This window comes from Lentzea sp. NBRC 102530 (assembly GCF_030269365.1).
Taxonomy (GTDB): Bacteria; Actinomycetota; Actinomycetes; order Mycobacteriales; family Pseudonocardiaceae; genus Lentzea.
Map to the genome: position 1 here is coordinate 80,085 of NZ_BSTF01000013.1, position 19,305 is coordinate 99,389.

The 19,305-nt window shown below is 71.3% G+C and carries 13 protein-coding genes; 4 read left to right on the top strand and 9 right to left on the bottom strand.

What is annotated here, in order from left to right; all coding sequences use genetic code 11:
- Nucleotides 1-7 precede the first annotated feature (7 nt).
- Both QSK25_RS31005 and QSK25_RS31010 read left to right on the top strand, forming a co-directional pair.
- On the top strand, nt 8-301 hold the full coding sequence (locus tag QSK25_RS31005; protein WP_285643482.1) for a 4a-hydroxytetrahydrobiopterin dehydratase: 294 nt from the start codon (nt 8-10) through the stop codon (nt 299-301).
- A gap of 104 nt (nt 302-405) precedes the next feature.
- A complete protein-coding gene (locus tag QSK25_RS31010; protein ID WP_285643484.1) occupies nt 406-1,341 on the top strand; it encodes a glycoside hydrolase family 88 protein in 936 nt (311 codons plus the stop codon).
- On the opposite strand, the gene QSK25_RS31015 is transcribed toward QSK25_RS31010, so the two are convergent.
- From QSK25_RS31015 to ychF, 6 genes are all read right to left on the bottom strand, one after another.
- Nucleotides 1,258-2,472 (bottom strand): mannosyltransferase, encoded by a 1,215-nt coding sequence (locus QSK25_RS31015; RefSeq protein WP_285643486.1) that lies wholly within the window; start codon nt 2,470-2,472, stop codon nt 1,258-1,260. The genes QSK25_RS31010 and QSK25_RS31015 overlap by 84 nt on opposite strands.
- Before the next feature lie 271 nt (nt 2,473-2,743).
- Complete coding sequence (locus tag QSK25_RS31020; RefSeq protein ID WP_285643488.1) at nt 2,744-2,899, bottom strand: DUF6131 family protein; 156 nt, start codon at nt 2,897-2,899, stop codon at nt 2,744-2,746.
- A 62-nt stretch (nt 2,900-2,961) separates the two neighbouring features.
- Nucleotides 2,962-5,676: an AfsR/SARP family transcriptional regulator gene (locus QSK25_RS31025; RefSeq protein WP_285643490.1), complete on the bottom strand. Its 2,715-nt coding sequence runs from the start codon at nt 5,674-5,676 to the stop codon at nt 2,962-2,964.
- Nucleotides 5,677-5,696: 20 nt separating this feature from the next.
- Complete coding sequence (locus tag QSK25_RS31030) at nt 5,697-8,414, bottom strand: AfsR/SARP family transcriptional regulator (protein WP_285643492.1); 2,718 nt, start codon at nt 8,412-8,414, stop codon at nt 5,697-5,699.
- A 10-nt stretch (nt 8,415-8,424) separates the two neighbouring features.
- Nucleotides 8,425-11,529 (bottom strand): AfsR/SARP family transcriptional regulator, encoded by a 3,105-nt coding sequence (locus QSK25_RS31035; RefSeq protein ID WP_285643493.1) that lies wholly within the window; start codon nt 11,527-11,529, stop codon nt 8,425-8,427.
- A gap of 95 nt (nt 11,530-11,624) precedes the next feature.
- Nucleotides 11,625-12,704 (bottom strand): redox-regulated ATPase YchF, encoded by a 1,080-nt coding sequence (gene ychF, locus QSK25_RS31040; RefSeq protein WP_285643494.1) that lies wholly within the window; start codon nt 12,702-12,704, stop codon nt 11,625-11,627.
- Nucleotides 12,705-12,784: 80 nt separating this feature from the next.
- On the opposite strand from ychF, the gene QSK25_RS31045 reads away from it, so the two are divergent.
- Nucleotides 12,785-14,074, top strand: coding sequence for a bifunctional transcriptional activator/DNA repair enzyme AdaA (locus tag QSK25_RS31045; protein WP_285643497.1), 1,290 nt, complete (start codon nt 12,785-12,787; stop codon nt 14,072-14,074).
- On the top strand, nt 14,071-14,568 hold the full coding sequence (locus QSK25_RS31050; RefSeq protein ID WP_285643498.1) for a methylated-DNA--[protein]-cysteine S-methyltransferase: 498 nt from the start codon (nt 14,071-14,073) through the stop codon (nt 14,566-14,568). The genes QSK25_RS31045 and QSK25_RS31050 overlap by 4 nt, the downstream gene beginning before the upstream one ends.
- Here QSK25_RS31050 and QSK25_RS31055 read toward each other — a convergent pair.
- The 3 genes from QSK25_RS31055 to QSK25_RS31065 form a co-directional block, all read right to left on the bottom strand.
- On the bottom strand, nt 14,565-15,119 hold the full coding sequence (locus tag QSK25_RS31055; RefSeq protein ID WP_285643501.1) for a hypothetical protein: 555 nt from the start codon (nt 15,117-15,119) through the stop codon (nt 14,565-14,567). The genes QSK25_RS31050 and QSK25_RS31055 overlap by 4 nt on opposite strands.
- Nucleotides 15,120-15,229: 110 nt before the next feature.
- Nucleotides 15,230-18,106, bottom strand: coding sequence for an AAA family ATPase (locus QSK25_RS31060; RefSeq protein WP_285643503.1), 2,877 nt, complete (start codon nt 18,104-18,106; stop codon nt 15,230-15,232).
- The gene (locus tag QSK25_RS31065) at nt 18,103-19,242 is read right to left on the bottom strand and encodes an exonuclease SbcCD subunit D (RefSeq protein ID WP_285643505.1); all 1,140 of its coding nucleotides are present in this window, start codon (nt 19,240-19,242) and stop codon (nt 18,103-18,105) included. The genes QSK25_RS31060 and QSK25_RS31065 overlap by 4 nt, the downstream gene beginning before the upstream one ends.
- Nucleotides 19,243-19,305 lie beyond the last annotated feature (63 nt).

Below are 19,305 nucleotides of genomic sequence, written 5' to 3' on the forward strand. Positions count from 1 at the left end.
TCAGGACATGGCCGAGCTGTTGAGCGACGATCAGTTGGACGACGTGCTGCCCAAGCTGCCCGACTGGAGCGCCCAGGACGCGGCGCTCGTGCGGACCGTGGAGCTGGAGAGCTTCCCGAAAGCGATCATGGTCGTGAACCGGGTCGCGGAGATCGCCGAGAACGACAACCACCACCCGGACATCGACATCCGTTACAAGACACTGACATTTCGCCTGTCCACGCATTACAAGGGAGGAATCACCGCGCTCGACGTGAGCCTCGCCGAGGAGATCGACGGGGTCCTGGACGCGCTGGGCTGATTCGGTCAAGATGTGCGCTGCCGCCGCCCGCGGAGATGAGAGGGAACACCCTCATGCGGTTGCGCACATCACTTTTCTCTCTGGTTTTGACCGGCACTCTTACCGTGATTCCGACCGGGGCCCAGGCCGTGCCGTGTGCCGTGACGGACACGATGATCAAGGCCAGTCAGGCCTGGGTCGACCACGGCACCGACCAGGCCGCGAACAACTGGTCCAACGCCGGCTTCCACGTCGGCAACCTCGCCCGGGTGCGCACCACCGGGATCAGCAACCACAAGACGTGGCCGTGGGTGCAGGCGAACTCCTACCTGCTCCCGATCGACCCCGCGAACCCCTTCGCCCCGGACGCGCAGGCGACCGGTGAGCCGTACCTCGACGTGGCGTTCTTCCACCCGGAACCCGAGGTGCTGCAACCGTTGCGGGACAACCTGCGCGCCCAGGTGGCGGACGGGGAGAACCACTGGACGCAGCCGGACGCGCTGAACATGGCGCTGCCGTCGTTCACGCGGATCGCCCTGGCGGACAACGACAAGGCGATGCTCGACTACTCGTTCAAGTCCTACCAAGCGCTGAAGGCGAGGACCTTCAACGAGTTCACGGGCCTGTGGAGCCTGAACGTGCAGACGAACGGCTGGGCCGTGCAGGGTCTCGCCAAGGCGGTGCTCGCACTCCCGGCCGACCACCCGTACCGCGCCGAGTACGCCAGGACGTTGGCCAGGAGCCTGAAGACCCTCAAGCTCCTGCAACGCCACGACGGCTTCTGGGGTGCCACGGGCAAGGACTCCGCGGCCACCGCGATGATCACCTACGCGATCGCGGCCGGCATCAACGCGGGCGTGCTCGACAAGGCGACGTACCTGCCGCAGGTGCGGAAGGGCTGGCAGGCGTTGCTGACCGCGTTCGACGCCGACGGACTGCTCGGCTGGACCGCGGCCCGCAACTCCTGGAAGCCCGCGTCAGCCGGCGACTCGGCTGGGTTCGCCGTCGGCAGCTTCCTCGTCGCGGGGCAGCAGATCGTCCCTCTTACGCCGGGCTGCTAGGCCGATCGCGACCAGCGTGAGCACGCCCGCCGCCGGATAACCCCAGCCGAGCACCACGAAGACGAACGGCCGCGGGAAGTCCCAGATGTTCGGCTGGGCGAGCAGCAGGAACGAGATCAGGTAGCCGCCGGTCAGCAGCACCCACAGACCGGCGGTGATCTTGCAGAGCAGGTGCCCGCCCTCGTAGACCAGCCACAGCAGGGCGGGCACCATCCACACCCAGTGGTGGCTCCACGAGATCGGCGACACGAGCAGGCCGAGCATCTGGACGCTGACGATCAACGCCAGCACGTCCTTGGTCTTGCTGACCGCGAACCACGTCAACGCGGCCGCGACGAGCACGGCGACGATGTAGAGGGGCCCGGTCTTCACGTCGTAGCCGACGGTCCGGCTCAACGCGCCGCGCATCGACTGGTTGATGGCGCTGCCGACCGGGCCGACGCGACTCGCGTCACCCAGCAGCTGGAACCAGAACTTGTCCGACTGCGACGGGGAGATCGCCCAGCCGATGCCGTAAACGACGACGAAGGCGACGAACGACCACACAGCGGCCATCCACCGGCGTTGGATCAGGAAGAACAGCCCCGAGATCGCGGGCGTGAGCTTGATGCCCGCGGCGAAACCCACCCCGGCGCCGCCGACCCAGTTGCGCGCGCTGGCGAGCGTGCCGATCAGGATCGCGACGAGCACGAGGTTGATCTGGCCGTAGTTCAGCGTGGTGCGCACCGGCTCGATCCACAGCGTCAGCGCGGTCCACAGCATCACGCGGCGCGGGTCCTGCAGCTTCAGCAGTTTCAGGGTGACGTGCACGATGTAGTAGAGGCAGCCCAGGCAGATCAGCTGCCAGATCCAGCGCGACGCCTCCCACGGCACCCAGCTCATCGGGGTGAAGATCGCGGCGGCGAACGGCGGGTAGGTGAACGGCAGCGGGAACACGTCCGCGTACTGGTCGAGCCGCCACTCGTAGAGGTCGCCGGAGAACAGGTGCGGCGACCCGTTGCGGTACACCAGCAGGTCGATCATGGTCATCTTCGTCTGGAACGCGACCATGAACAGGTGCCCGAGCACCGACAACCCGAACAGCCACGGCGCTACGGAGAGCACACGCGCTTCCACAGCACGGAGTTTCACCCCGAAAACGTTACCCGAGGCAACGAAACGGGGTACCCCGGCGTCAACTGAACGGGAGAGATCGCAAGAGGGAGTTTTTTCGATCATGTCAGTTGATGTTGTCGTCGCCGCTGTCGCCGCTCTGGTCATGCTGGGGGTCGCGTTCGGAGTGTTCGCGGCTGCCGCGCGCACGAAGAACCACGTGTGAACCAGTTGTGAGAACGAAGAAAGGGCCAACCTCCACAAAGGAGGTTGGCCCTTTCGCCGTTCCGAGGGGGGAGGGAACGGCCGATCAGAAGTAGTGCGCACGCCCGCCGATCGGCTTGCCGACCGCGCCCAAAACGGCGAGGATCGCGCCGATCACCAGAAGCACCACGCCGAGCGTCGTCAGGATGCTGATGCTTGTCAGCCAGCCGACGACGAGCAGGATGAGACCAAGGACGATCATGACACCTCCAGGTGGGGAATCCTCTTCTGGATTACCCCTGGGAGGTCGGTACAAACCTCGCTTCATACATTGGTTTCCGATGAAATCCGCTCCCGCACCGACGCCGCCTTCTCGTCACCCAGGTCCTCGTAGACGGACAGCGCCTCGCTGAAGGCCGCACGCGCCGAGGTGCGGTCGCCCGCCGCCAGATGAGCGGTGCCCAGTTCGACCAGCGAGGCGGCCAGGTAGGGGAGGTCCCGCACGGTCCGGGACATCTCGACAGCCACCTCGTAGTGGTGGATCGCCTCCGCGGGCCTGTCGAGCTTCAGCAGGATGTCGCCGATCGTCCGCCTGTTCTTCGTCACCGGGTCCGCCAGCGCGGAGCGGTCCTGTCCGGAGAAGAGGGCGTCGGCCTGGCGGCAGAGCTCGAGTCCGCGCTCGTCCTGCCCCACCCGGTGGTACGCGCGCCCGAGCGCGGCCTGGTAGGTGGCCTGCTCCACGACGTGCCGCTCCGCGAGGGTCGGCAGCAGCGTCAGCAGGACCTCCAGCGCCTCGGCGTCACGGCCCTGCAACTCACGCACGTAAGCCAGCCCGCGCACGACGATCGACAGGCCCTCCGGCCTGTTCAGGAGCTCCTCGCAGCGCAGGGCGGCGCTCAGCTGCTCCTCGGCCCGCGCGAAGTCGCTCCGCGCGATCAGCACCCCGGCCAGTGAACGGTGCAGCCTGGCCATCGCGAAGACGTCGTCCCGCCTCGTCGCCGCGCCCAGGGCGACCAGTTCGGTCGCCTCCGCCTCGCCGAGGCGGCCTCGGTTGAACAGGTCGAGGTGCAGCATGTACCCCATCCGCCAGGCGAGGTCGTCCTCCCCCGCGGCGACCATCGAGGACACCACACCCCGCAGCACCTGGAACTCGGCGTCGTACCAGGCGGTGGCGGCGGAGCGGTCCGCGATCGGCACGGACACCGCCGGTTCCGGCGGGGACACCAGCGGCGTCCACTTCACCAGGGGCTCCAGGATCGCGTGCGCGGCCAGCGTCGTGTGCAGGTAGTGACCGAACATCCTGCTCAGGGCCTCGGCGCGCGGACCGGCCGGCAGCTCGCCCGCGCGTTCGGCGGCGTAGTCCCGCAACAGGTCGTGACGGGTGTACCGGCCGCCGGGCACCGCGGTGAGCAGGCTCCCGCCGACGAGCTCGGTGAGGGCTTTCCTGGTTCGCGCCGCGGGCAGGCCGGCGAGGCTCGCCGCGACCTCGACGCCGAAGTCGGGGCCGGGGTGCAGACCCAGCAGCACGAACAGCTCCGCCGCGGTCTCGCTGACCGACCGCAACGACCAGGAGAAGACGGCGCGCACGGCCGTCGCCGGGTCCTCGATGTCGAGCGCGTCGAGCCGTTCTCGCTCCAGCTCGTCGGCGAGGGTGGTGAGCAGGTCGCCGTAGGCCGCGCGGGCGGCCACGATGCCCAGCGCGAGCGGCAGGCCCGCACACCGTTCGACCAGGCGGGCGACGGCCTGCGGCTCGGCGGCGACGCGGTCGGCACCGATCCTCGCGGTCAGCAGCACGGTCGCCGCGTGGTCGTCCAGCACCTCGACGGCGAGCGGCCGCGCGCCCTCCCGCACGACCAGGCCGCTCAGCCGGTTGCGGCTGGTGACCAGCACCAGGTTGCCCGCACCGCCGGGCAGCAGCGGGCGGACCTGGTCGACGTCGCGCGCGTTGTCGAGCAGGACCAGCAGCCTGCGCCCGGCCAGCGCCGACCGGTACTCGGCGATCAGCGCGGGACCGGCCGACGGGAGGTCTCCCTCGGGGACGCCCAGCGCCAGCAGGAAGTCGCGGGCCACGGCGAACGGGTCGAGCGGGTCGGCGTCGAGGTCGAAGCCGCGCAGGTTGACGTGCAGCTGGCCGTCCGGGAAGCGGCCGGCGACCTGGTGCGCCCACTGCAGCGCGAGGGCCGTCTTCCCGACCCCGCCGATACCGTTCAGGGCGGAGATCACCACGGGCTCGCCCGGCCTGGTCCTGAGCATCTCGGTCAGGGTCTCGAGCTCCTGCTCGCGGCCGACGAAGTGCGGGTGCGCGGGCGGGAGCTGCCGAGGTACCTCCGCGGCCGCGGGCACCTCGCCGGCCAGCACCCGCGCGTGCGCCTCCCGCAGCCGCGCGCCGGGATCGACACCCAGCTCGTCGGCGAGGCGTGCGCGGACCTCCTGGTAGACCGCGAGCGCCTCGGCCTGCTGCCCCGCCTGGTTCAGGGCCAGCATCAGCTGCGCCCAGAACGTCTCCCGGTCGGGGTGCTGCCGCACGAGCGAACGGAGTTCCGGCACCAGCACGTCGGTGACACCGGCGAGGTCCGCGTCGATCCGGCGTTCCAGGGCGACGATCCGCTCGTGTTCGATCGGCGGCACGTCGTCGCGCCGCAGCGAATCCGACTGGACGTCGGCGAGCACGGGACCGCGCCACAGCGCCAGCGCCTCCCGGTACGCACCCTGCTCGGTGAGCCGGCGGAACCGCGTGAGGTCGAGCTGTCCGTCGTGGACCTCCGCCGTGTAACCGCGGGTCCCGGTGCGGACGCAGTTGGCCGCCCCCAGTGACTGCCGCAGCCTCGCGACGACCATCTGCAACGTCTGGCGCGCCCGGTCGATGGCGGGCGGGTGGCCGTCCCAGACCCGGTCGACGAGTTCGTCCACCGGCACGAACTCGTTGGGGCGCAACAGGAGTGTGGCGAGCAGCACGCGTCCGCGCCCGGCCGGGACGTCGACCTGCTCACCGTCGAGGAGAACTTCCAGCGGCCCCAGAACGCGGTACTCGACGATCACGCGGCGAGTCTATTGGCCGTTCACGCCTCGGGCAGAGCCGCGAGCAGCTCCCGGACCTCGGCCGCCTCCGGCCGGTCGAGCCGCTCGTAGACGGCGAGCGCCTCGGTGAGCAGTTCCGCGGCGGTGGCGGGTTCTCCCGCGGTGGTGCTGAGCTTCGCCAGGCGGACGAGTCCGCTCGCGATGTGGAGGTGGTGGTTCATCCTCCGCAGCACCGCGATGCCCGCGCGGTAGTGCTCCGCGGCCTCCCGGTACCGGCCCAGGTCCGCGTAGATGTCCGCGATCGACTCGATGTTGTTCGACTCGGGCATGGCCGGCTCGCCACCCTGCGAGATCTCGGCGAACAGCGCCTGCGCCTGCAGGCAGAGCTCCAGCGCGCGGTCCAGCCGGCCGACCTGGTGGTGGGCCCTGCCGTACGCCCCGACGAAGCACGCCCGCTGGTACGCGTCCAGTTCGGCGATCCTCGGGTACAGCGAGTCCAGCAGCCGCAGAGCGCGATCGGGCTGCCCCGTCTCCTCGTAGACGTGCGCCAGGCCGCGCGAGACGTCCGCCTGCCCGTTGACGTTGCCCATCTCCTGCTCGCACCGGAGGGCGGCGCGGAGGTGGACCTCGGCCTCGGGGTAGTCCTGCTTGGAGATGTTGACCCCGGCGAGCGCCCGGTGCATGCGCTTCACGCCGAACACGTCGTCCCGTCGTCGCGCGGCCTCCAGCCCGAGCAGTTCCGCCGCCTCGATCTCGGTCAGCAACACCTCGCGCAGCATCGTCAGGTGCATCGTGTAGGCGAGCCGCCAGACGAGGTCGTCCGCACCCGCCGCCGCCATGTCGCGCAGGACTCCCAGCAACACCCGGTGCTCGCGGAGGATCCACTGCCTCGCCGACGGCACGTCCGGCACGGGCAGGACGACGGCCTCCGGTGACGGTGGCGCGAGCGGCGTCCAGACGACGCGGGGCTCCGCGCACCGGTTCGCGGCCAGGGCGGTGTGCAGGTAGTGGTCGAACATCCGCCGCTGAGCCGCGGTCTGCTGTTCCCCCGGCAGTTCGGCGAAACGCGCGGCGGCGTAGTCGCGGAGCAGGTCGTGCAGCGCGAACCGGCCCGTGCCGGTGCGGGCGACGAGACTGCCCGCGACCAGTTCGTCCAGCGCGCGCCGTGCTGTGGTGGGCGGCACCGCGGCGAGGCTCGCGGCGGCGTCCGCGGTGAAGTCCGGACCGGGATGGGCTCCCAGCGTGACGAACAGCCTGGCCGCGCTCTCGCTGACGCACCGCAGCGACCAGGAGAAGACCGCGCCGACACCGGTCGCGGGGTCGTCGATGTCGAGCGCGCCCAGCCGTTCCCGCTCCAGCTCGTCCGCGAGTGCCGTGAGGGAGTCGCCGTAGGTGGCGCGGGCCGCCACGATGCCCAGCGCCAGCGGCAGACCGGCACACCGCCTGACGAGCCTCGACACGGCGTCCCGCTCGGCCGCGACCCGTGCCGCGCCGATCCGCCCGGTCAGCAGGTCGGTCGCCACCTGCTCGTCCATCACGTCGAGCGCGACGGCCTGGGCGCCCTCCCGCACGACGAGCCCGCTCAGCCGGTTGCGGCTGGTGACCAGCACCAGGCTCCCGCCGCCGCCGGGCAGCAGCGGACGCACCTGCTCGACGTTCCGCGCGTTGTCGAGCAGCACCAGGACCCGGCGCTGCGCCAGCAGGGACCGGTACGCCGCGATCACGGCGTCGTCGGACCTCGGCAGTCCCTGCGCGGGCACGCCGAGCGCCACGAGGAAGTCGCGCGCCGCCGCGACCGGGTCGAGCGGCTCGGCGCGCAGGTCGAACCCGCGCAGGTTCACGTACAGCTGGCCGTCGGGAAAGCGGTCGGCCAGCTGGTGCGCCCACCGCACGGCGAGCACCGTCTTCCCGACCCCGCCGATGCCGTTGATGGCGGAGATCAGCACCGGTTCGCCCGGCCGTGCCCTGAGCATCTCGGTCAGCTGGCCGAGTTCGGCTTCCCGGCCGACGAAGTGCGGGTGCACCGGCGGGAGCTGGCGCGGCACCAGCACCGTGGCCGAGACGTCGCCGGCGAGCACCTGCTCCTGCGCCTGCCGCAACCGCGGGCCGGGATCGGCACCGAGTTCGTCGGCGAGGAGCGTGCGGATCTCCTGGTAGGCCGCGAGCGCCTCCGCCTGCCGGCCCGTGCGGTGCAGGGCGAGCATCAACTGCGCCCAGAACGTCTCGCGCAACGGGTGTTCCCTGACCAGCGACCGCAGCTCCGGCACCAGCACGTCGGTGGAGCGGGCGAGATCGGCGTCGATCCGGCGTTCCAGGGCGAGGACGTGCTCCTCGACGAGCCTCGGCACGTCCTCGGCGTGCAGCGAGTCGGACCTGACGTTCGCGAGCACCGGACCCCGCCACAGCTCCAGCGCCGCACCGTGCGCCCCCTGCGCCGCGAGCAGCCGGAACCGCAGGAGGTCGAGCTGCTCCGGCGCGACCTCGGCCTGGTACCCGCGCGTCGACGTCCGGACGCAGTTGGCCTCCCCCAACGACTGCCGCAGCCGCAGCACGACCGTCTGCAGCGTCTTGTGCGCGCGGTCGGGGTCGGGCGGAGCACCGTCCCAGACCCGCTCGACCAGTTCGTCGACCGGCACGAACTCGTTGGGGCGCAACAGGAGCGTGGCGAGCAGCACCCGACCGCGACCGGCCGGGACAGCGACCGGCGCACCGTTGCGGAGCACCTCCAACGGCCCGAGAACTCGGTACTCGACGATCACGACGGCGAGTCTAGGTGCGTTCGGGCACACCGCACGCGCGACGAAGGGCGACAGCCTGCGCCTGCGCTTCCCCGGCACCGGCCACGTCCCCCGCGGCGCGGCGCACGACGGCCAGCGCGTCGAGCGACCGCGCCTCGTTGAGGCGCTGGTGGTAGTGCCGGTGCTGGGCGACGGCGTCCTCCGCGTGCCGAAGCGCCTCCTCGACCTCACCCCGGGCGAGGTGCAGCAACGCGCGCTCCTGCGCTTCGTCACCCAGGCACAACCCGGCTCCGGTGCCCGAACCCGCGCGCATCTGGTCCAGGTGATGCGCCGCCCGTTCGAGATCGCCGAGGTTGCGGTGAGCCCGCGCGGCCACGAAGTTGGCCTCGGCCGTGTTCTGGAGCACGTCGACCTGGGAGGCGGCTTCGAGCAGGATGCGCGCTACGGCCAGCGCGTCCTCGTGGTCGCCGGCGTGGTTCAACAGGTCGGCCATCAGCTCCCAGGCATCGCTCTGCTCCTCGAAGCTGGACCGCGCCCGCAACCCTTCGAGCACGTCGAGCATGATGTCGAACGCCTCGTCGGCCAGCTCGAGGTGCAGCTTCGCCCTCGCCACGGCGATGGTGCCGATCGTGATCGGCTGGGGGTTCCCCAGCTCGGCCTGCAACGCCCGGTGGTCCTCGTGGTTGGCGATGGCCTCGGGCAACCTGCCCAGCTCGGCCAGGACACCGGTCAGCGACGCGCGCACGTGCACCTTCACCGCGGCTGAACCGGCGAGTTCCAGGGCCCTGAGCAACGCCTGCTCCGTACCGGGGAGATCGGGCCGCTGGAACAGCGCGGAAGCGATGTTGAGCAGGGCGACCGCCTGACCTTCCCGATCGCCCATCCGCTCGTGGATCTCCAGGGCCTGTCGCTGGTGGTGGAGCCCGTCCCCGCCGGTCATGCGGGACAGCCCGCCCAGGAGCTTGTGCGCGGTCGCCTGCGCTTTCAGCCCGCCGGTCCGGATGCTCAGTTCGAGCGCCACGTCCGTGAGTTCCCGGACCCGGTCGAGATTGCCCTGGTACATGTGGAAGATCGCGTGGGACAGGTTCGCGTCGGCGATCAGCTCGTCCTCGCCGGAGGCCTGGGCGGAACGGTCCCGGACCTCGCACAGCGGCTGCCAGTTCGTCAGGTCGCTGAGCTCGTAGCAGTACGCGCTGAGCACGGCGCCGATCTGGTTGGCGGGCCAGTGCTCGCCGCGCTCGGCCGCCAGCACCACCGTCGAGAACAGGTTCTGGTACTCGGCGGCCATCCACGCGTAGGCCTCTTCGGACGTCTTCAACACGACGCCGGGCAACTGGGTCGTGGTGGTCCGGAGCGGGAACCGGCGCTGGTCGGGGAACAACAGCTCGCCTGCGTCGTCGGTCATGCGGCGGTAGAAGTCGTACAGCCTGGTGAGGGCCTCCCCGGCCTCGTCCCGGGCGCACTTCGCGTGGGCGTACACGCGCAGCAGGTCGTGCAGGGCGAAGCGGTCGCCGTGGCCTTCCACGAGGTGCACGGCGACGAGCAGGTCGAGCTGCTCGCGCGCGTCGGGCAGGCCGGCGATCACGGCGGCGTCGTGCGCGGTGAAGTCGGCGCCGGGCAGCACACCGAGCCGGCGCAGCACGCGTTGTGCCGGCTCGGGCAACGCGGCGTAGCTCTCGTCGAACACGATGCCGACCGCGGCCGCCGGATCGCCGGGCACCGCCAGCTCACCGAGCCGGTCCGCGCCGAGCCGCGCGACCTTGCGCGTGATGGTCATGTCCTCCTGGGCGCGCAGGTCCGCCGCCGCGATGCGCAACGCCAGCGGCAACCCTCCGCACAACCGCACGAGCGCGGCCGCCGCCTCCTTCTCCGCGTGCACCTTCTGCACGCCGAGGACGCGTTCGAGCAACCGCATGCCGCCCTCGTCGGTGAGCGTCGGCAGCCGCACGAGGTCGGCGTCGTTGAGCGTGAGCCCGCGCAGGTCGCCCCTGCTCGTGACGATCGTCAGCGCCCCGGCCGACGCGGGCAGCAACGGCCGCACCTGCTCGGCACTGGCCGCGTTGTCCAGCAACAGCAACAACTTCCGGTCCGCCACGAGCGACCGGTACAGCGCGACCTGCTCGTCGAGGCTGCCCGAGGCGTTGTCGACGCCGAGCCCCTTCAGCACGAGCATCAGCGCTTCCTGCGGCGCCATCGCACGCACCTGGTCCTGGCCGCGCAGGTTGACGAAGATCTGCCCGTCCTCGAACCGCCGCGCGATCCGGTGCGCCCAGTGGACGGCGAGCGAGGTCTTGCCGACACCTCCGGTCCCGGAGATGACGACGACCCGTGCCTCGCTGGCGGCGAGCCGTTCGACGTCCCGCTCCCGCCCCGCGAACGTGGCGAGGTCCGGCGGCAACTGCCGGGGCGTGACCCGCTTCTCCTGGGGCGCCGCGACCTCGCCGCGCAGGATCTGGTCGTGCAGCGCGCTCAGCTCGGGCGTCGGGTCGATCCCCAGTTCGTCCGCGAGCATCTCGCTGACCTGCCGGTAGGCGGCCAACGCCCCCGCCTGGCGCCCGGACCGGTACAACGCCAGCATGAGCTGGTGCCAGAACCGGTCGCGCAACGGGTGCTCGCGCGTGAGCTCCTGCAGCTCCGGCACCAGTTCGACCGACCGACCGGCGGCCAGATCGGCCTCGATCCGCTTCTCGACCGCCGCGAGCCGTTCCTCCACCAGCAACGGCACCTCGTCGCGGTGCAACGACTCGGAGGTCACGTCGGCGAGCACCGGTCCCCGCCAGAGTGCGAGCGCGGCCGCGAACTCCTCGCGTTCGACGAGCCGGCGGAACCTCGCGAGGTCGAGCTGCTCCGGCTCGATCCGGACGAGGTACCCACCCCGTTCGGTGTGCACGCAGTTCGCCTCGCCCAGCGCCTGCCGCAGCCTGGTCACGACCATCTGCAACGTCTTGTGCGCCCGGTCCAGATCCGGTGGCTCCCCGTCCCAGATCCGCTCGACCAGTTCGTCCACCGACACGAACCGGTTGGCGCGCAACAGAAGTGTGGCGAGCAGAACTCGTCCCCGCCCCGCGGGCACCGCCACGGGCGTCCCGTCGAGAACGACTTCCAACGGCCCCAGCACCCGGTACTCAGCCCTCACGGTGCAGAAGTCTAGGGGCGCCGCGCGGAACCGGGGTGGTGGCGGGGATCGGCCGGCGTCAGGTGCCGGCCCGTTCCCGGTCCGGCACCCGCGGCTCAGACGTTGAAGCGGAACTCCACCACGTCGCCATCGGACATGACGTAGTCCTTGCCCTCCATGCGGACCTTGCCCGCCGCCTTCGCGTCGGCCTTCGAGCCCGAGGCCACCAGGTCGTCGAACGACACGACCTCGGCCTTGATGAAGCCCTTCTCGAAGTCCGTGTGGATCACGCCGGCGGCCTGCGGGGCGGTGGCGCCCTGCGGGATCGTCCACGCCCGCGCCTCCTTCGGACCCGCCGTCAGGTAGGTCTGCAGGCCGAGGGTGTGGAAGCCCGCGCGGGCCAGGGCGTGCAGGCCCGGCTCGGCCTGGCCGATCGACTCGAGCAGTTCGAGCGCCGACTCCTCGTCGAGTTCGAGCAGCTCCGACTCGACCTTGGCGTCGAGGAAGACCGCGTCGGCCGGGGCCACGAGCTCGCGCAGTTCCTTCACGCGGGCCTCGTCGCTCAGGACGCCCTCGTCGGCGTTGAAGACGTAGAGGAACGGCTTGGTGGTGAGCAGGCTGAGCTCGCGGAGCAGTTCACCGTCCACTTCGGACTGCGCCGAGAAGAGGGTGCGGCCCGAGTCGAGGACGTCCTTGGCCTTCTTGGCGTTCTCGAGGGCGGCGCGGCGGTCCTTCTGCATCCGCGCCTCCTTCTCGATGCGCGGGATGGCCTTCTCGAGGGTCTGCAGGTCGGCGAGGATCAGCTCGGTGTTGATCGTCTCGATGTCGCTCGACGGGTCGACGCGGCCGTCGACGTGCACGACGTCCGGGTCGTCGAAGACGCGGATGACCTGGCAGATCGCGTTCGCTTCGCGGATGTTCGCGAGGAACTTGTTGCCGAGGCCTTCGCCCTCCGAGGCGCCCTTGACGATGCCCGCGATGTCGACGAACGACACGACGGCGGGCACCTCGCGCTCGGAGCCGAAGATCTCGGCGAGCTTGGTGAGGCGCGCGTCCGGCAGCGGCACGACGCCCACGTTCGGCTCGATGGTCGCGAACGGGTAGTTCGCGGCGAGCACGTCGTTGCGCGTGAGCGCGTTGAAGAGGGTGGACTTGCCAACGTTGGGCAGGCCGACGATACCGAGGGTCAAACTCACGGGGAGCGAGTCTACGGCAGCCGACGGTCGTGTCCGATTCCCGCGAGCCAACGCCCGTTCTCGCTGGCAGGATCGTCGGCATGGTCATCGACGAAGAACACGCGTACCGGGTGTGCTCCGCACGTGACGCCCGTTTCGACGGGTGCTTCATCCACGCGGTCCGCACGACCGGCATCTACTGCCGTCCGTCGTGCCCCGCGGTGACCCCGAAGCGCCGCAACAGCCGTTTCTTCCTGACGGCGGCCGCCGCCCAGTCCGCGGGCTTCCGCGCCTGCCGCCGCTGCCTGCCCGACGCCGTCCCCGGCTCACCGGAGTGGAACCTCCGCGCCGACCTCGCGGGCAGGGCGATGCGCCTGATCAGCGACGGCGTCGTGGAACGCGACGGCGTGACGGGCCTGGCGTCCAGGCTCGGCTACTCCGAACGCCACCTGACCCGCGTCCTCACCGCCGAACTGGGCGCGGGCCCGCTCGCCCTGGCCCGCGCGCACCGGGCCCACGCGGCCCGCCTGCTGATCGAGACGACGGAACTCCCGTTCGCCGACATCGCGTTCGCCGCGGGCTTCGCCTCGGTGCGCCAGTTCAACGACACGATCCGCATGGTCTTCGCCTCCACCCCGTCCGACATGCGGGGCCGGGGCAAGGCGCCGATCGGCACGCCGGGCCGCATCGTCCTGCGCCTGCCGTACCGCTCGCCGTTCGACGCCGAGGGCCTCCTGCTGCACTTCCGCGCCCACGCGCTCCCCGGCGTCGAGGAGGTCACCGCCGACTCCTACGCGCGAACGCTGGCCCTGCCCCACGGCGAGGCGACGGTCCGCCTGACGTTCCCCGCGGACCACGTCCTGTGCTCCCTGCGCCTCGCCGACATGAGGGACCTGGGCGCGGCGGTGGCCCGCGTCCGCCGCCTGCTCGACCTCGACGCCGACCCGGTCGCCGTGGACACGTTCCTGGGCGCTGACCCGACCATCGGCCCGCTGGTCAGGGCCACCCCGGGCATCCGCGTGCCGGGCAGCGTCGACGGCGCCGAAACCCTCCTGCGCCTCGTGGCGCCGTTCGCCGGCGTCCCGCTCCGGATCCCGGACGGCACCCTCACCCACCTCTACTCGGCGGCCGACCACCCCCTGACCGAGGCCCTGACCACCGGCGAACTCGCCGTGGACGTGGGCAGGACCCTCGAAGACCTGACCGAAGAACTCACCACCGTCGCAGGCGCCGAAGTGGCCGACGAGGTGGCCATGCGGGTCCTGGGCGCCCCGGACGTCCCGGCACTCCCCGCCTCGGCACGGCACCTGGCCGCCGAGTCCCAGAACTGGCGCCCGTGGCGTTCGTACGCGGCAGCACACCTGACGAGGAAGGCAGCAACATCATCATGACCGTCGCCCACGCGTCCACAGTGGACACCCCAGCGGGCCCGTTCACCGCGATCGTCGCCCCCGACGGCGCGGTCCTGGCCAGCGGCTGGACCGCCGACCTCGCCCTGCTGACGCCCCAGATCCACGCCACCCTGATGCCGTCGGAGATCACCCAGCGCCCGGACCTCGGCGACGTCACCAAGGCGGCGATCGCCTACCACGAGGGCGACCTCACGGCGATCGACGGCATCCCGGTCCGCCAGAAGTCGGGCCCGTTCCTCCAGCACGCCTGGGACGTCCTGCGCACCGTCCGCCCCGGCGAACCGGTCACCTACTCCGAGTACGCGCGACTCTCCGGCCGCCCGGCCGCGATCCGGGCGGCGGCCTCGGCCTGCGCCCGCAACTCGGCGGCCCTCTACGTCCCCTGCCACCGGGTGATCCGCCTGGGCGGCGACCTGGGCGGCTTCCGCTGGGGCCTCGACGTCAAGCGCTGGCTGCTGGCCCACGAGAACTAACCGACGAGGTTGATCTCCGGCGGCCCGCCGATGGTCACCAGGTCCGTGCCACACCGCGCGCACGGCCTGGTGATCGGCCACACGAGGTTCGTCTGCACGGACTGCTCACCGCCGTACCAGTCGGCCACGCCCGCGTCACGGCACGTGTGGCAGCCGACGCGGTAGTAGAACCGGACCCACGGACCGGCCCCCAGCTCACCGGTCTGCGCCGCCGGACGCTCGACGTCGGTGAACGGCGACCACCAGAAGGACAACCGGCAGCGCAACGTCCGGTCGGCACCGTCACCGGCCGAGTCGAAGCCGGTGACGCGGATGGGCGCCGGGTGGGTACCCGGCCGGATCCCGGTCTGCCCGGCCTGCCCGGTCTGCCACTCCAGCGGTGCCTGGGACGAGTGGCACACGCCGTGCTCCGCACCGTGCCGCAGGCTGACGGTCCGGCCCGCCCGGCGGCACACGAAGCAGTCGTGCGAGTACTCCACCTTGTTCGACCACCCGAAGTGGGCGGCCTCGGTGACCGTGACGCGCGCGGTGATTTCCACGTGGGACAGCACCGGCCGAGGGTAGGCCCTGTCCTGCAAGTTCGTCAGGTGGGAGACACGGACGAGAGTCCCGAAGGGACCTCGGCCGCCGCTCTCGCCCGACGAGACTTGCGGGACGGGGCCTAACCGAGCGAGACCTCCAGCGTGGATCCGGAACGCGCCTTGCGCACCCTCAACCGGGTGGGAATCCGCTGCCGCAGTTCCTCCACGTGGGACACGAGCCCGACGACCCGCCCGCCGGCGCGCAGTTCGTCCAAGGTGTTCATGACGATGTCCAAGGTGTCGGAGTCCAACGTGCCGAACCCCTCGTCCACGAACAGCGTGTCCAGCAAGGCCCCGCCGGTCTCGTTGGCCACCACGTCGGCCAGCCCGAGCGCCAGCGACAGCGAAGCCAGGAACGACTCCCCGCCGGACAGGGTCTTGGCCGGCCGAGCCCGCCCCGAGTAGTCGTCCAGCACGTCGAGGTTCAGCCCACCGCGGGTACCGCGGGCACCGGCCGAGTCGGAATGCACGAAGCTGTACCGCCCCTGGCTCATCCGGTGCAGCCGGGCAGAGGCGGCGACGGCGACCTCTTCGAGGCGAGCCGCCAGCACGTACGACCGCAAGGTCATCTTCTTGGAGTTCTGCCCGCGGCCGTTGATCACGTCGGTCAACGCGTCCAGCTCGGCGTAGGTGGCCTCCAGCGGCTCCAGCGACTTCCACTCCGCACGCAACCGGGCCGCCAACTGCCCGACCCGCTCGAACGCGGCCTGAGCCTGCGCCAAGCCGGTGGCCGCGGCGGAAGCCGCGGCACGAGCCGCCGCGGCTGCGGCGGACACCTCGCCGACGTCCACCGACGAGGCCGGGTCGACCCCGTCCAGCTCCTCCAGCGTCGCCAGCGCCGAGGCACGCGCGCGTTCCCAAGCAGCGATCCGCTCGTCCAGCGCCTGCAGCTTCACCGCCGGGCGGGCAGCGGCCAGAGCAGCGTCGACGTCCGGGAAACCCGCCTCGGCGGCCAACGCCGCCACCAGGGCCTGTTGCTCCTCCACCCGGCCGAGAGCGGCGTCGCGCGCGGCACGGCGGTCGGCGAGTTCGACCAGCGCCTTGGAGACGCGCAGCAGGTGGTCGCGGCGGGTCAGGACGTCCTCGTGGTCGCCGCGGGCCTTGTCGAGGCGGGCGCCTCGTTGCTCCACCACGGTCACCAGCGACGTGTGTTCGGTGCGCAGGACGACCAGGTCCTGTTCCACCTGGGCCTTCTCGGCGCCCAGTTCGCGGCTCTTGGCTTCGAGGCCCACGAACTCGGTCTGGCGCTGCGAGCGGGTGCGGGCCAGCTCCGACGCGCCGCGGTACTCGGCGATGGCGACGGCGGGCTCGTCCGAGCCCAGGGCTTCCCAGCAGGCCTGGATGCGGAGTTCGGCGGCGTGGGCGGAGCGTTCGGCCTCGTTGCGGCGGTCCAGGGCCGACTGTTCCTCGGCAGACGCCGAGTCCTCGTCGTCGGCGTCCACGCCGCCCAGCATCGGCTGCGCCGGGTGGGGGTGGGACGGGGAGCCGCAGACCGCGCAGGGCTTGCCCCGTTTCAGGGCGCCGGCCAGTTCGATGGCCATGTTCTCCAGGCGTTGGTGGCGGACCTGCTGGAGGACGTCCTTCGCCTTCTGGTGGACGTCGATGGCCTCGTGGAGCTCTTTCTTGGTGCGCTCCAACGCTTTCACGGCCTCGGGCAACGCCAGCGCCGCGTCGGAGCGGGCCTTCAGGGATTCCAGGCGCGCTGAGGCTTCCACCGCCTGGTCCAGTTGCAGGCGGCACTGGGCCAGGCGTTCCGGCAGCACCTCCAGGTCGGCGTTCAGGGCCAGCAGGCGGCGTTCCACCTGGTGCGAGGAGTTCTTCAGCACGGAGAGGCGGCGGACGTCGGCCTGCTGGCGTTCGGCCTCGGCGGCCAACTCGCCCAGGCCGCCCGCCTCCTCCCGGTAGCGCTCGGCGTCCTCGCGCAACGACGTGCCCGTGTAGCCGAGTCGGTGCACCGACTCGGCTACACGGGCCTCGTCGCGGACGGCGAACTCGTAGGACTGCTGGAGTTTCGCGATCTCGCCGTGGGCCGGCACCACCGGGACGGCTCGGCGGGCCGCGTCGCGTTCGGCGAACCACGACGCCGAGTCGGCGGCTTCGACCCTCGCCAGCAGGTCGTGGGCTTCGCGCACGCGGCGGACCTGGTCGGCGTGCACGCGCGCCTGGGCCAGCAGCGCGTCGGCGCCGTCGGCCACGCCCGCCGTCTCCTCCGAGAGCGTGCGTGCCTCGCTCACGGCCGCACAGAGGCGGTCCAGCACCGATTCCAGCCAGCCCGGTTCGCCGGACGGTTCGGCGGCGGCCGCCTCGGCCACGCGGTGCAGCAGCTCGTCGGCGCCCCTGCGGCGTTCTTCCAGCACTCGGCCGGCGGCCACGCGCTTGTCGCGGAACCACTTCTCGACGTCGAGGAAGCGCTCGGTGCCGAAGAGCTTCTCCAGCAGCACCTCGCGTTCGGCGGTGTCCGAGCGGAGGAAGCGGGCGAACTCGCCCTGCGGCAGCAGGACCACCTGGAAGAACTGCTCGTACGACATGCCGAGCATGTCCTCGACGGCGCGGGCCACGTCGTCGATGCGGGTGATGCCCTCGCCGTCCCAGCCCTCGAGCCACGTCAGGCTGCACTTGGCGGGCTGGGTGGTGAAGCCGCCGCCGCGCTTCTTCGGGCGGTCGAACTCCGGCGAGCGCACGATCCGGAACCGCCGCGACTGCACCGTGAGTTCGAGCGACACCTCCGTCGGCACCTCGGGGTCGGCGTACTCGCAGCGCAGCTTCTTCACGTCACCGCGTGCACCCGGGACACGGCCGAACAGCGCGAACGCCACCGCGTCGAGCAGCGTCGTCTTGCCCGCGCCCGTGTCGCCGTGCAGCAGGAACAGGCCGTCCGCGCCCAGTTCGTCGAAGTCGACGACCTCGGGCTTCGGGTAGGGCCCGAACGCCGTCAGCTCCAGGCGGTGCAGTCTCATTGCTCCTGCTCCCTCGCCACCGACGCGAACGCCTCGCGCAACAACGCCTGCTCTGCGGCCGTCGGCTCGGAGCCGCGCGCGTCCGACACGAAGCAGCACGCCACTTCCTCGTCGGAACGGCCGCGCACCCGTTCCGCGTAGGTCATGTCGTGCTGCAGGCCCTGCTCGGGCCGCCACTCCACGTGCACCGCGTGCTCGAAGCGCTTCTGCAGCTGCCGCAACGCGTCCATCGGGCGCACCTGGTCCGTCAGCACCACCGACAGGAAGTGGTCCTCCAGCGGCGTGTGCGCCGGATCCTCCAGCACCTCGGCCAGCGTTCCCGACACCACCGCCAGCTGCCGCGGCACCGGCAGATCACGCCGTTCCACGCCGACCAGCCCACCGGCGTCGAGCTCCACCAGCCACACCGACTTGCGGTGCCGCGCCTCGGAGAACGAGTACGCCAGCGGCGAACCCGAGTAGCGCAGGTTCTCCGCCAGGGTCTGCGGCCCGTGCAGGTGCCCCAGGGCCACGTAGTCGACGCCCGCGAACACCTGCATCGACACGTCCTGCACACCGCCCACCGCGATGGTCCGCTCGGACTCCGAAGGCGCCCCTCCGGTCACGAAAGCGTGCGCCAGCACCACCGAACGGGCATCCCGCGACGCCAGGTCGGCGCGAATCCGCCGCATGGCCTCGCCGAGCACGGGCGCGTGCCCCTTGTCCGCCACCCCGAGCACGTGCCGCGCCGGTTCCGGTTCGAGGAACGGGATCCCGTACACCGCCACCGGACCGTGCTCGTCCGCCAACTCGACGGGCTTGTCCAGCAACGAGATCTGCGTGCGCAGGTGCAGCCCGCCCGCCGCGGCGAACTCGCCGAACACCCCGATCCGCGCCGCCGAGTCGTGGTTGCCCGGGGTGATCACGATCCGCGCTCCGGCGGCCCGGATCCGCATGAGCACCCGCGCGCACAACGCCACCGCGTCCGCCGAGGGCACCGCGCGGTCGTACAGGTCGCCGGAGATGACCACGACGTCGACTTTCTCGGAAGACACCAGGTCAGCGAGGCCGCTCAGCACCGACTCCTGCTCCACGAGCAGGTCACGGCCGTGGAACGTCCGCCCCACGTGCCAGTCGGAGGTGTGCAGGAGTCGCATGGGACCAACCGTAGAGACGGGGTCTGACAAATCTCCGGGAGGGTTCCCGGCGTGTCACCCGAT

Excerpts from the sequence above, each read along its gene's own strand:
- QSK25_RS31005 (WP_285643482.1), top strand. The coding sequence starts at position 8 with ATGGCCGAGCTGTTGAGCGACGATCAGTTGGACGACGTGCTGCCCAAG.
- QSK25_RS31020 (WP_285643488.1), bottom strand. The coding sequence starts at position 2,899 with ATGATCGTCCTTGGTCTCATCCTGCTCGTCGTCGGCTGGCTGACAAGC.
- QSK25_RS31045 (WP_285643497.1), top strand. The coding sequence starts at position 12,785 with ATGGTCATCGACGAAGAACACGCGTACCGGGTGTGCTCCGCACGTGAC.
- QSK25_RS31050 (WP_285643498.1), top strand. The coding sequence starts at position 14,071 with ATGACCGTCGCCCACGCGTCCACAGTGGACACCCCAGCGGGCCCGTTC.
- QSK25_RS31060 (WP_285643503.1), bottom strand. The coding sequence starts at position 18,106 with ATGAGACTGCACCGCCTGGAGCTGACGGCGTTCGGGCCCTACCCGAAG.
- QSK25_RS31065 (WP_285643505.1), bottom strand. The coding sequence starts at position 19,242 with ATGCGACTCCTGCACACCTCCGACTGGCACGTGGGGCGGACGTTCCAC.